The sequence below is a fragment of the Pediococcus acidilactici genome, from assembly GCF_016127815.1.
Classification (GTDB): Bacteria; Bacillota; Bacilli; order Lactobacillales; family Lactobacillaceae; genus Pediococcus; species Pediococcus acidilactici.
Genome location: NZ_CP066046.1, coordinates 1,726,105 through 1,739,592, shown reverse-complemented (window position 1 = coordinate 1,739,592; position 13,488 = coordinate 1,726,105). Strand labels below are relative to the sequence as shown.

General features: G+C 45.8%; 7 protein-coding genes and 3 rRNA genes. 9 read left to right on the top strand and 1 reads right to left on the bottom strand.

Features of this window, described 5'->3' with window-relative positions:
- The 9 genes from I6H64_RS08525 (at position 1) to I6H64_RS08485 (ending at position 12,482) form a co-directional block, all read left to right on the top strand.
- Complete coding sequence (locus I6H64_RS08525) at positions 1-1,329, top strand: glycosyltransferase family 2 protein (protein ID WP_008842448.1); 1,329 nt, start codon at positions 1-3, stop codon at positions 1,327-1,329.
- A gap of 128 nt (positions 1,330-1,457) precedes the next feature.
- Entirely contained in the window at positions 1,458-2,897 is a 1,440-nt protein-coding gene (locus I6H64_RS08520; protein ID WP_008842449.1) for a 6-phospho-beta-glucosidase, read from the top strand.
- A 107-nt stretch (positions 2,898-3,004) separates the two neighbouring features.
- On the top strand, positions 3,005-3,805 hold the full coding sequence (locus tag I6H64_RS08515; RefSeq protein WP_008842450.1) for a PHP domain-containing protein: 801 nt from the start codon (positions 3,005-3,007) through the stop codon (positions 3,803-3,805).
- A gap of 456 nt (positions 3,806-4,261) precedes the next feature.
- Positions 4,262-5,838 (top strand): 16S ribosomal RNA (locus I6H64_RS08510).
- A gap of 221 nt (positions 5,839-6,059) precedes the next feature.
- Positions 6,060-8,981, top strand: a 23S ribosomal RNA gene (locus I6H64_RS08505).
- Between the two features lie 96 nt (positions 8,982-9,077).
- Positions 9,078-9,194 (top strand): 5S ribosomal RNA (gene rrf, locus I6H64_RS08500).
- The 16S, 23S and 5S rRNA genes sit together here, the layout of an rRNA operon.
- Before the next feature lie 174 nt (positions 9,195-9,368).
- Complete coding sequence (locus tag I6H64_RS08495; protein WP_056985143.1) at positions 9,369-10,385, top strand: aldo/keto reductase; 1,017 nt, start codon at positions 9,369-9,371, stop codon at positions 10,383-10,385.
- A gap of 102 nt (positions 10,386-10,487) precedes the next feature.
- A complete protein-coding gene (locus I6H64_RS08490) occupies positions 10,488-11,651 on the top strand; it encodes a galactokinase (RefSeq protein ID WP_036671384.1) in 1,164 nt (387 codons plus the stop codon).
- Between the two features lie 273 nt (positions 11,652-11,924).
- On the top strand, positions 11,925-12,482 hold the full coding sequence (locus I6H64_RS08485; RefSeq protein WP_008842455.1) for a sigma-70 family RNA polymerase sigma factor: 558 nt from the start codon (positions 11,925-11,927) through the stop codon (positions 12,480-12,482).
- A 105-nt stretch (positions 12,483-12,587) separates the two neighbouring features.
- On the opposite strand, the gene I6H64_RS08480 is transcribed toward I6H64_RS08485, so the two are convergent.
- Positions 12,588-13,403 carry a manganese catalase gene (locus I6H64_RS08480; RefSeq protein WP_002830662.1) on the bottom strand — a complete coding sequence of 272 codons (816 nt, stop codon included), beginning with the start codon at positions 13,401-13,403 and terminating at the stop codon, positions 12,588-12,590.
- Positions 13,404-13,488: the final 85 nt, after the last annotated feature.

The following is a 13,488-nucleotide window of genomic DNA, read 5'->3' as shown; positions in this document are numbered from 1 at the left end:
ATGGCGCCGATTGTATTTAACAATCTGTTTAAAGGTAGCTTTTTAGCTACTGCGGCTAATTTTGTACTATTAATTTTATGCTTGTACCCCGTAGTGGGGGCGTTCTTTTGGTTTACCGGCTCGTTATCTTACCGATTTTTGAAAGCTAACAAACGCGACGATAATTGGCGAAATTTGCCTGCAGAAGAGCAACCGATGGTAACAATCATGATCCCCGCCCATAACGAAGAGGTAATGATTGAAGAAACGATTACCTACCTATTTGAAGAAATTAACTATGATAATTTTGAAGTATTAGTGATGGACGACGGTTCCACGGACCAGACCACTGCGATTTTGGCCCGGCTCCGGGAGCGTTATCCAAGTTTGCGCACCATTAAAATTAAGAAAAATAAGTGGAAGGCTCACGCTTTCAACATCGGGATGTACTTTGCTAAGGGCGAATACATTTTGAGTAACGACGCCGACACCATTCCTGAACCCGACGCGTTGATGAAGTACATGAACTTTTTTTTGAGTGATCGCGACATCAACACGTCTGCGGTAACCGCAAACATGGACGTCCAAAATCGAACTAAAATCATTGGTAAAGCCCAAACCGTAGAATTTTCAAGCATCGTGGGAGTAATCAAACGCAGCCAAACCGCGGTTAACGATTCAATGTACGCCTACAGTGGCGCCAACACCATGTATAAGAAGGACTTTTTAATTGACGTGGGTGGTTTTCGCCAAAATCGGGCGACGGAGGACATTAGCATCGCCTGGGACCACCAGATGATTGGCGCGGTGCCCCGGTTTGCGCCCAACATTGTGTTTCACATGAACGTGCCAGAATCGATCCGTGATCTTTATCGGCAACGTAAGCGCTGGGCACAGGGCGGGACGGAAGTCTGGTTAACGAACATCAAGAAATTCGTCCGGCACCCCATTAAACACCGTTACCAAATGTCAATGTTTATCGATTCAACCCTTTCGATTATCTGGTCGTTTTTCTTCGTGATTACGGCAATTATTTTCGCAATCACCATGGGCGGCGCGTATCTAACTGGGCATTACGACACCGTTTTCCGTGGTTTTATGATGGCCTTTATCTTTATTGCCTTTGAAATCATTGCCGGCTTTTTTCAGCTATTGGCGGCCTTGTTACTAGATCATCACGCGGCCAAGCTTAAGTACATCATCTTTGCTCCGTTGTACATGCTTTTCTTTTGGATGATTAACCCCATTACGGTGGTAACCACGTTTATCCCAGCCTTAAAAACCATCTTTGGATTGGGATCTGGGACTTGGGTAAGTCCCGAACGCAAATCTTTACAGAATAAAAAATAAGGTGGGGCATGTTTTGCGTTTTATTCGCGAAACATGTTTTTTGTTTGCCAAAAAATTGTACAAAATCAATGGGACGGTGCAAAATAAAATGTAAGGGATTTCATCAATTTAACAAGGGAGACGAGCACATGACAAAATTACCTAAAAATTTCTTGTGGGGTGGCGCAGTAGCTGCTCATCAACTAGAAGGAGCTTGGCAAGCGGATGGAAAAGGCGTTAGCGTTGCAGACGTAATGACTGCCGGTACTAAAGATCACCCGCGGGAAATCACTGACGGAGTGGTTCCGGGCAAGAACTATCCCAATCATGAGGGGATTGATTTTTACCACCGCTATAAAGACGACGTGAAGTTATTTGCAGAATTGGGGATTAAGGCGTTTCGGACCTCAATTGCCTGGACGAGAATTTTCCCGAATGGCGACGACCCAAAGCCTAACGAAGCCGGTCTGCAATTTTATGACAACTTGTTTGATGAATGTCTGAAGTATGGCATTGAGCCGGTGGTTACGCTGGCACATTTTGAAATGCCGTATCATTTAGTGGAAAAGTACAACGGTTTTGCGGATCGTCGGGTGATTGACCTGTTCGTTCGGTTCGCGGAAGTTTGTTTCAAACGCTATCGTAGCAAGGTTAAGTATTGGATGACCTTTAACGAAATTAACAACCAAACGATGTACAACAACGACTTTTTGATGGCAACCAATTCGGGACTAATTTTTAAGGACGGGGAAAATCGGGAAGCGGCAATGTACCAGGCAGCCCACTACGAGTTAGTAGCGAGCGCCCGTGCCGTGAAATTAGGTCATGAAATCAATCCCGATTTCCAAATTGGTTGCATGATCAATTTCACACCGCTATACCCATTGAATTCTGCGCCAAATAACGTCATGCTTGCGGAACGACTAATGCAACGTCGCTACTGGTTCTCCGACGTACACGTAAATGGCGTTTATCCGGCGAATATTGAGGCGTACCTCCAACGGAAGGGCTATCGTGCAGACATTACCGAAGAAGATCGGCAGCTCTTAAAGGAAGGAACTGTGGATTACGTTGGATTTAGTTATTACAGTTCTTATACGGTTGCTCTTCCGGCAGGGATGGATTTAGATGCCGACGAGTTGCCATTGGAAAAGATCGTGGTGGATAATCCGCACGTTAAAACTAGTGACTGGGGCTGGTCGATTGATCCGGTTGGATTACGTTATTCATTGAACTGGTTGACGGATCGCTATCATTTACCACTATTCATTGTAGAAAATGGGTTGGGCGCTTATGACAAGGTAACGGAAGACGGCCAGATCCACGATCCGTACCGCGTGGCCTACTTACGGGCACATATTGAAGAAATGGAGAAGGCGGTTGAACTCGACGGTGTGGACTTAATGGGATATACGCCGTGGGGGTTCATCGACCTTGTTTCAGCTTCCACAGGACAAATGTCGAAGCGCTACGGATTTATATACGTTGATAAAGACGATGAAGGAAACGGAACGCTAAACCGGTCTAAAAAGGATTCGTTTGCGTGGTATCAAAAGGTTATCCAATCTAATGGAGAAGACTTGGCTTAATTAGGTGGTTAATTATCAATCCTGTGAGCTAAATCCGTTCAGTCACTCTCTGATTGTGCTAAAATAGCATTAGGAAGGGCTTGCACCAAGAACGGAGGGCGATATTTATGTTGTATTATGACCAACACGTACACACCGATTTTTCGTTTGATTCGGACGAAAAGATGGAAAATTACCTAAAAGTTTCCGGAGATGATTTCGTTTCAACGGAACATTTGGAATTTAATAATCCTGACGCGGATAAAAAAGATAGCATTCCGGACTATACCGGATACGTTACTGAAATTGAACGATTGAAGAAGGCTACTGGTAAACGAATCTATAAGGGCGTCGAGATTGGCGTTTCAGCCGGTCAAATTGATCGCATTAAGGATTACATGGCTCATCACGCGTTCGACTTGCGCTTGTTAGGCTTCCATCAAAATGGCGAGATGGATTTCCAAGATGAACAGGTTGCCCATCTCGATCCGTTGAAGGTCACGCAGGAATACTACCAAATGATGTGGCAAGGAATTAACGAATATCACGACGCGGATGTTTTGGCGCATTTTGATTACGGAGTTCGGCGTTTGAACTTAACTTCGGGACAGTTTGCTACGACGGCAGGCGTCCTGCTTACGAAGATTTTTAAAGTAGCAATTGAAAATAACATGGCGTTTGAGTTGAACACCAAGAGTATGTATAAGTATCGCAATATTGGTTTGTATGATTACGCTATTGAGATTTACAAACAACTCGGCGGCAAGCGTTACACAATTGGCTCAGACGCACATGACGTTACTAACTACGAAAACCATTTTCAAGATGCATTAGCAATGTTGAAAGCTCACGACATTCATCACGTTAACGTCTTTCGGCAAGGTGCCATGACCGTAATACCGATTGATAATGTTCCAGAAGATTTGTAAAAACTTGAATAAAGGAAAGTGTGTTGTTCCAAATAGGTTGGGATGGCGCACTTTTTGTTTGCGTAGGAAACGATGATAGTAAAGCAATGGTAATAAAATGAAACCGCTTCGTAATCTTTTTGCACAAAAATTAAAATAAATGTCACAAAAGTGTTGACGGGTGCCGGAGATGAGTGTATAGTATATTTCTGTTGTCGCGAGGGACAACGTCATTGATTCTTCAAATTGATTGAAATTAATCCTTGACATAAATTGCTCCTCACGATATACTTAAAAAGTTGTGTTAAACGACATAAACGTTGTTAACACAACGATGGTAGACCTTTGAAAACTGAACAAAATTTTGACAAACGATCGTGTGAGGACTCGCAAATCAAATTGATTTAGTGAGAACAAACATGCGAAGTCAATTCGCAAAAACAAACAATTAATGAGCTTGAAAAAGACTCATCATTTTAATATGAGAGTTTGATCTTGGCTCAGGATGAACGCTGGCGGCGTGCCTAATACATGCAAGTCGAACGAACTTCCGTTAATTGATTATGACGTGCTTGCACTGAATGAGATTTTAACACGAAGTGAGTGGCGGACGGGTGAGTAACACGTGGGTAACCTGCCCAGAAGCAGGGGATAACACCTGGAAACAGATGCTAATACCGTATAACAGAGAAAACCGCCTGGTTTTCTTTTAAAAGATGGCTCTGCTATCACTTCTGGATGGACCCGCGGCGCATTAGCTAGTTGGTGAGGTAACGGCTCACCAAGGCGATGATGCGTAGCCGACCTGAGAGGGTAATCGGCCACATTGGGACTGAGACACGGCCCAGACTCCTACGGGAGGCAGCAGTAGGGAATCTTCCACAATGGACGCAAGTCTGATGGAGCAACGCCGCGTGAGTGAAGAAGGGTTTCGGCTCGTAAAGCTCTGTTGTTAAAGAAGAACGTGGGTGAGAGTAACTGTTCACCCAGTGACGGTATTTAACCAGAAAGCCACGGCTAACTACGTGCCAGCAGCCGCGGTAATACGTAGGTGGCAAGCGTTATCCGGATTTATTGGGCGTAAAGCGAGCGCAGGCGGTCTTTTAAGTCTAATGTGAAAGCCTTCGGCTCAACCGAAGAAGTGCATTGGAAACTGGGAGACTTGAGTGCAGAAGAGGACAGTGGAACTCCATGTGTAGCGGTGAAATGCGTAGATATATGGAAGAACACCAGTGGCGAAGGCGGCTGTCTGGTCTGTAACTGACGCTGAGGCTCGAAAGCATGGGTAGCGAACAGGATTAGATACCCTGGTAGTCCATGCCGTAAACGATGATTACTAAGTGTTGGAGGGTTTCCGCCCTTCAGTGCTGCAGCTAACGCATTAAGTAATCCGCCTGGGGAGTACGACCGCAAGGTTGAAACTCAAAAGAATTGACGGGGGCCCGCACAAGCGGTGGAGCATGTGGTTTAATTCGAAGCTACGCGAAGAACCTTACCAGGTCTTGACATCTTCTGCCAACCTAAGAGATTAGGCGTTCCCTTCGGGGACAGAATGACAGGTGGTGCATGGTTGTCGTCAGCTCGTGTCGTGAGATGTTGGGTTAAGTCCCGCAACGAGCGCAACCCTTATTACTAGTTGCCAGCATTCAGTTGGGCACTCTAGTGAGACTGCCGGTGACAAACCGGAGGAAGGTGGGGACGACGTCAAATCATCATGCCCCTTATGACCTGGGCTACACACGTGCTACAATGGATGGTACAACGAGTCGCGAAACCGCGAGGTTTAGCTAATCTCTTAAAACCATTCTCAGTTCGGACTGTAGGCTGCAACTCGCCTACACGAAGTCGGAATCGCTAGTAATCGCGGATCAGCATGCCGCGGTGAATACGTTCCCGGGCCTTGTACACACCGCCCGTCACACCATGAGAGTTTGTAACACCCAAAGCCGGTGGGGTAACCTTTTAGGAGCTAGCCGTCTAAGGTGGGACAGATGATTAGGGTGAAGTCGTAACAAGGTAGCCGTAGGAGAACCTGCGGCTGGATCACCTCCTTTCTAAGGAATAATACGGAACCGCACACGAGTCAAAGTTTTGTTTAGTTTTGAGAGGTCTACTCTCACTTTTGTTCTTTGAAAACTGAATAATATCTATAATTTTCTAATTTTAATTAATCATAATTAAACCGAGAGAAAACCGCGTAATTTTAAAGAGTTAAACAAGATTAGTTCAAAATAATCGCAATACTCAATTAATCGCTTTACCGTAGGTAAAGTTAGGTTAAGTTAGGAAAGGCGCATGGTGGATGCCTTGGTACTAGGAGCCGATGAAGGACGGGACTAACACCGATATGCCTCGGGGAGCTGTAAGTAAGCTTTGATCCGGGGATTTCCGAATGGGGCAACCCAATAGTTTTAATCGACTATTATCCGCATCTGAATTCATAGGATGTGTGAAGGTAAACGTGGGGAACTGAAACATCTCAGTACCCACAGGAACAGAAAGAAAATTCGATTCCCTGAGTAGCGGCGAGCGAAACGGGAACAGCCCAAACCAAGAAGCTTGCTTCTTGGGGTTGTAGGACTGAACATTTGAGTTACCAAAGAGCTTGATAGCTGAAGGGCCTGGGAAGGCCAGCCAGAGAGGGTGACAGCCCCGTAAGTTAAATCAAGCTCCCTCAGTTCAGGATCCTGAGTACGGCGGAGCACGTGAAATTCCGTTGGAATCCGGGAGGACCATCTCCCAAGGCTAAATACTACCTAGTGACCGATAGTGAACCAGTACCGTGAGGGAAAGGTGAAAAGCACCCCGGAAGGGGAGTGAAATAGTTCTTGAAACCATGTGCCTACAAGAAGTCAGAGCCCGTTAATGGGTGATGGCGTGCCTTTTGTAGAATGAACCGGCGAGTTACGTTCGTATGCCAGGTTAAGTTGAAGAGACGGAGCCGAAGCGAAAGCGAGTCTGAAGAGGGCGAATTAGTATGCGGATGTAGACCCGAAACCAAGTGACCTACCCATGTCCAGGTTGAAGGTGCGGTAAAACGCACTGGAGGACCGAACTCGTGTACGTTGAAAAGTGCTGAGATGAGGTGTGGGTAGCGGTGAAATTCCAAACGAACTTGGAGATAGCTGGTTCTCTCCGAAATAGCTTTAGGGCTAGCCTCGGAATTAGGATCGTGGAGGTAGAGCCACTGTTTGGACTAGGGGCCCGTCATGGGTTACCGAATTCAGATAAACTCCGAATGCCATCGATTTATGTCCGGGAGTCAGACGGTGAGTGATAAGATCCATCGTCGAAAGGGGAACAGCCCAGACCACCAGTTAAGGTCCCTAAATATATGTTAAGTGGAAAAGGATGTGGAGTTGCATAGACAACTAGGATGTTGGCTCAGAAGCAGCCACCATTTAAAGAGTGCGTAATAGCTCACTAGTCGAGTGATCCTGCGCCGAAAATGTACCGGGGCTTAAACATATTACCGAGACTGTGGATGCCACCATTAGGTGGCGTGATAGGAGAGCGTTCTAAGGGCGACGAAGGCAGACCGTGAGGACTGTTGGAGCGCTTAGAAGTGAGAATGCCGGTATGAGTAGCGAAAGATAGGTGAGAATCCTATCCACCGTATGACTAAGGTTTCCTGGGGAAGGCTCGTCCTCCCAGGGTTAGTCGGGACCTAAGCCGAGGCCGAGAGGCGTAGGCGATGGATAACAGGTTGAGATTCCTGTACTAGTTAAACTTGTTTGAACAATGGAGGGACGCAGGAGGCTAAGGAATGCACCCGATTGGAAGTGGGTGTCCAAGCCGTAAGTCTGAAGTCGAGTCAAATGCTTGATTTCTTAAGGACAAGCGGTGATGGGGAGTGAAATTTAAGTAACGAAGTTCCTGACGTCACGCTGCCGAGAAAAGCTTCTAGTTAGAGTTTAACTACCCGTACCGCAAACCGACACAGGTAGTCGAGGAGAGTATCCTAAGGTGAGCGAGAGAACTCTCGTTAAGGAACTCGGCAAAATGACCCCGTAACTTCGGGAGAAGGGGTGCTGATCGCAAGATCAGCCGCAGTGAAAAGGCCCAGGCGACTGTTTATCAAAAACACAGGTTTCTGCAAAATCGTAAGATGACGTATAGGGGCTGACGCCTGCCCGGTGCTGGAAGGTTAAGGGGATGAGTTAGCGTAAGCGAAGCTTTGAACTGAAGCCCCAGTAAACGGCGGCCGTAACTATAACGGTCCTAAGGTAGCGAAATTCCTTGTCGGGTAAGTTCCGACCCGCACGAAAGGCGTAACGATCTGGGCACTGTCTCAACGAGAGACTCGGTGAAATTATAATACCCGTGAAGATGCGGGTTACCCGCGACAGGACGGAAAGACCCCATGGAGCTTTACTGTAACTTGATATTGAGTGTTTGTACAGCTTGTACAGAATAGGTAGGAGCCGTAGAATCCGGAACGCTAGTTTCGGAGGAGGCGCAAGTGGGATACTACCCTCGTTGTATGAACCCTCTAACCCGCGCCACTAATCGTGGCGGGAGACAGTGTCTGGTGGGCAGTTTGACTGGGGCGGTCGCCTCCTAAAAGGTAACGGAGGCGCCCAAAGGTTCCCTCAGAATGGTTGGAAATCATTCGCAGAGTGTAAAGGCAGAAGGGAGCTTGACTGCGAGACAGACAGGTCGAGCAGGGACGAAAGTCGGGCTTAGTGATCCGGTGGTTCCGTATGGAAGGGCCATCGCTCAACGGATAAAAGCTACCCTGGGGATAACAGGCTTATCTCCCCAAGAGTTCACATCGACGGGGAGGTTTGGCACCTCGATGTCGGCTCATCGCATCCTGGGGCTGTAGTCGGTCCCAAGGGTTGGGCTGTTCGCCCATTAAAGCGGTACGCGAGCTGGGTTCAGAACGTCGTGAGACAGTTCGGTCCCTATCCGTCGCGGGCGTAGGAAATTTGAGAGGAGCTGTCCTTAGTACGAGAGGACCGGGATGGACACACCGCTGGTGTACCAGTTGTTCCGCCAGGAGCATCGCTGGGTAGCTATGTGTGGATGAGATAAACGCTGAAAGCATCTAAGTGTGAAACTCGCCTCAAGATGAGATTTCCCATTGCCTTCGGGCAAGTAAGACCCCTGAGAGATGATCAGGTAGATAGGCTAGAAGTGGAAGTGTAGCGATACATGGAGCGGACTAGTACTAATCGGTCGAGGACTTAACCAAGTAGAACGTGGCAAGTAACTCGAAAGAGAATGTAGATATTATTCAGTTTTGAGAGGACAAAAGTTTTCTCAAGTGATAACGTAAGTTAGCACAGAGTGTGGTGACGATAGTGAGAAGGATATACCTGTTCCCATGTCGAACACAGAAGTCAAGCTTCTTAACGCCAAGAGTAGTTGGGGGATCGCCCCCTGCGAGGGTAGGACGTTGCCATGCAAACTCAAGGGTCTTCCGAAAGGAAGGCTCTTTTTTGTGTTCTAATAAAGTAAATTAGGAAACTCCAGGGCTAAGAGTAAGTGTTTTTTCTATAAGAAGTGAAACGGTTACTTGTATTTTATTTTTATAAGCTGTATTGTTGCTGTGACGAGTGATCAAAAAGGAGGAGTAATAATGTATAAAGCTAGTGAACAGCGTTATGACAATATGATTTATAATCGGGTGGGTAACAGTGGATTGAAGTTATCCGCGATTGGGTTAGGCCTTTGGAATAACTTTGGTAGCGTGGATCCGTTAGAAAATCAAAAGGAAATTCTATTTAAAGCTTTTGACCTAGGAATCACCTACTTTGATTTAGCTAATAATTACGGACCCATTCCAGGGAGTGCCGAAGAAAATTTTGGACGGATTATGAAAAGTGATTTACACCACTATCGCGACGAAATGATAATTGCCAGTAAGGCGGGGTTTGTAATGTGGCCCGGACCTTATGGAAATTGGGGATCCCGGAAGAGCATTATCGCGAGTGCGGACCAAAGCTTAAAACGGACTGGTTTAGATTATTTTGATATATTCTACAGCCACCGTGCGGATCCGAAGACTCCTGTTGAAGAAACAGCGTTAGCATTAGACCAGCTGGTTCGTTCTGGGAAAGCTCTTTATGTGGGAATTTCCAACTATAACGGAGAACAAACGGCGGCAATCACTAAGATTTTCAAAGAGTTACGAACACCATTTATTATTAACCAACCCCGTTACAACATGTTTAACCGGGACGTAGAAACGGACCTCTTCCCCGTTTTGGAACGCGAAGGGAAGGCGGCAACTAGTTACAGTTCATTGTCGCAAGGATTGCTAACGGATAAATATTTACAAGGAATTGACGAAAATTCACGCGCAAAGAAGCAAACCATTCCGTTCTTGAGTCCTGTACAAGTGGAAGAGACCCTTGAAACCGTCAAAAAATTAAACGAAGTTGCGAAAAAGCGGGGACAAAGTTTGGCACAAATGGCGTTAGCGTGGAACTTGCGGAAGCCAGTGGTAGCAAGTGTATTAATTGGTGCAAGTCGGGTACAGCAGGTAATTAACAACGTCAATGCACTCAAAAACCGCGACTTTACTGATGATGAACTCACGCAAATTGATCAAATCTTAGCTGCGCAAAGTCCGATTGATTGGGATGCGCGTTAAACCGCGTCTGGTAGCGTTTCGTTTAATCCTACTGAAAATTGGTGTAGAATACTACGTGAAACCGTTTCCCGTAACAGAATGAAACCAATTTGGAGGATAATTATGCTTAAAGAAGCAATTGCAGAAAAGTTCCATCAAATTTTCAAAACTGAAGCTGAAGAAGTCTATTTTTCACCAGGACGAATTAATTTAATCGGTGAGCATACCGATTATAACGGTGGTCACGTCTTTCCTTGTGCGATTAGCCTGGGAACTTACGGCGCGTACCGTGGTCGTGATGATACGCAGGTGAAGATGTATTCAGGTAACCTCCCGGATACTGGCATTATCGAATTTGACGTTAACGATCTTGAGTACGATGCGAAATATAAGTGGAGCAACTATTTACGTGGAATGATGCTAGAAATTCGCGAACTCTCTCACGATTATGATCATGGTTTTGAGTTGTATTTGGAAGGTGATCTACCGGATGGGGCGGGGTTGTCATCATCAGCCTCGATTGAAATGCTGATGGGCACCATTTTAAACGACCAGTTTAACTTGCGGATTACGCCGATTGAACTCGTCAAGGCGGGGCAACGAGTCGAAAATAACTATATTAAGGTTAATTCAGGAATTATGGATCAATTTGCGGTTGAAATGGGACGGCGAAACGAAGCCACTTTCCTAGATACCAACACCATGGAATATGACTACGCACCGTTAGATTTGAATAATAACGTAATTTTGATCATGAATACCAATAAACCGCATGAATTAGTTAATTCCGAGTACAATACCCGCCGTGCGGAATGTGAAGAAGCGTTGCGGCGGTTGCAAACCAAACTAAACATTAACGCACTAGGTGAATTAACTAAGGATGCGTTCGACCAGTACGCCTACCTGATTAACGACGAAACGTTGATTAAGCGGGCCCGTCACGCGGTTTTTGAAAATCAGCGAACTATCGAAGCCCGGGAAGCCCTCAAACAAGGCGACCTAAAGCTCTTCGGGCGGTTGGTGAGTGCTTCACACGTCTCTTTACAATTCGACTACGAAGTCAGTGCTCCGGAGTTAGACATGCTTGTAGACGAAGCTTGGCAATCACCAGGAGTGCTTGGAGCTCGCATGATCGGCGGCGGTTTTGGCGGGTGCGCAATTGCCCTAATCGAAAAGGATCAAGTCGACGAGTTAGTAAAAACGGTGGGGCAAAAATACCAAGACCGTTTTGGCTATGCGGCTGACTTTTATGAAGCCAAAATTGTCGACGGCCCGCATAAGGTTTAAAAAGATGCTGTAGATCGACTAATTTTTAAAAACTTTATAATTTATACCAAACGGAAACTTGATTTCGAGAAATGAAATTCGAGTTTCCGTTTTTTTGGTCTCATTAATTTGCGATTTTTTAATGGTAATCTCATTTTAACGGCAAATTACACTTTTTTGAGCGAAAACTGCAGTTTTAGAGCTAAAAGTGTCCCATTATATTTGCAAAGTCGGTTACGTATTATAAACAGTGACCAAGGGCCCTTGGATCTTTTACTTTAGGAGATTCAAGCTATGTTACCAAAAAATCGTACTTTAAAAGCAGGATTAGACCACTTATTAACTAACGGAAACCAAAAAATAGTGTTTGGTGCACTAAAGAAACTAAACATTCGCCCGTATCAACCGGATTTTGAAGATTTTTTACAGGAAGCACGGCTAACCTACGCCCGCGCGTACGTCCGCTTTCCCCAAAATCCCGAAAGTGACTTAAAGGAGTTTCGGGTGTTTGCCTACCAAGCAATCTATTGGCGGACACTTAATTTATTGAAACGCCAGACGATGGTTAAAAACTGGCAAACTGCCGAACTGTCCACGGACGTGACTAACCTTCCGCGGCAATACCGCTGTTCCTCCCGTGAGCAACAGGTGTTAGCCGACGACTTATTCCAACGGGTTTACGCAATTTGTACGCCTCCGGAAAAACGTTTTTTATATTACCGGTACGTGAAGCAATTATCGGGCCGAGAAATCGCCCAACGAGAGGGGGTGAGCCCCCAGAGCATTTCCAAACGGCGGCGAAAAGTTGGTCAAAAGGCGTTAAAGATTATCGCAGAAAATACTGATAATTAGTTTTAAGGATAAATAAAAGTCCTAGTTATCCAGTTTTACGTAACCTGGGTAACTAGGACTTTTGGGATTTTTAAATGAAAAAAGGTGGTGGATTCTTATTTTTGTTTAAGAACCATACATTTTAGGGTTAACAGGTTTTAAGTCAGGAGCTTGACCTTCCGCCTTAGGCTCTGCCTGCCACTTGTATTCGCCTTCGCCATCAAGAGCTTCACCATGTGCCCAAGCACCTTGGCTACTTTCATCTCCCTTAGAGAAGTTGTAGAAGTCGTAGGCAATGTCCTTACGCTCTTTTTCACGTGGGAAATCGCTTGGCACCAGAATCGTTCCAACTTGTTCCTCTAGTTCTTTGATTGCTGCCGCCCATTGATTTTGGTGGTAGCTATCCCGGGCAAGAAGTACGGCTAAGAGATCTTTCACCCCTGGATCGTCGACCATTTCGTAAATCCGTGCCGCTTGCAAACGGCCTTGTGATTCTGCATTAAGGTTGGCGCGGAAGTCAGCAAGTAAATTGCCACTAGAAATGATGTATGCTCCGCTCCATGGATTCCCTACACTATCAGCTGGACGCGGTCCTAACCCTGCTACAATCGCATGTTGTGGATTCATACCGGCAATCACTGCCCCAACTACGGGATCTTGTTCCATTGCCGCCTGTTGGTCTTCGACAGGTGCATCTTCTAGTAGACGCGCTACCATAGTAGCTAACATTTCTACGTGTCCAATTTCTTCGGTAGCAATGTCGAGGATCATGTCCTTATACTTAGCTTCTCCGCGGCAACTCCAGCCCTGGAAGAGGTACTGCATGGCCACGCTCATTTCTCCATATTGACCGCCAATTAATTCTTGTAAATACTTGGCAACCGTTGGATCAGGTTGAGTAGGCTTAGCTTCAAATTGTAATTCTTTTTGGTGTCGAAACATAAAATTCCCCCCTATTCTTTGGTGTGATGCCAATATAAAGGATAGGGGGGATGTTTTACAAATTTAATGCTTAGAGTTTTTACTT

Excerpts from the sequence above, each read along its gene's own strand:
- I6H64_RS08525 (WP_008842448.1), top strand. The coding sequence starts at position 1 with ATGGCGCCGATTGTATTTAACAATCTGTTTAAAGGTAGCTTTTTAGCT.
- I6H64_RS08520 (WP_008842449.1), top strand. The coding sequence starts at position 1,458 with ATGACAAAATTACCTAAAAATTTCTTGTGGGGTGGCGCAGTAGCTGCT.
- I6H64_RS08515 (WP_008842450.1), top strand. The coding sequence starts at position 3,005 with ATGTTGTATTATGACCAACACGTACACACCGATTTTTCGTTTGATTCG.
- I6H64_RS08495 (WP_056985143.1), top strand. The coding sequence starts at position 9,369 with ATGTATAAAGCTAGTGAACAGCGTTATGACAATATGATTTATAATCGG.
- I6H64_RS08490 (WP_036671384.1), top strand. The coding sequence starts at position 10,488 with ATGCTTAAAGAAGCAATTGCAGAAAAGTTCCATCAAATTTTCAAAACT.
- I6H64_RS08485 (WP_008842455.1), top strand. The coding sequence starts at position 11,925 with ATGTTACCAAAAAATCGTACTTTAAAAGCAGGATTAGACCACTTATTA.
- I6H64_RS08480 (WP_002830662.1), bottom strand. The coding sequence starts at position 13,403 with ATGTTTCGACACCAAAAAGAATTACAATTTGAAGCTAAGCCTACTCAA.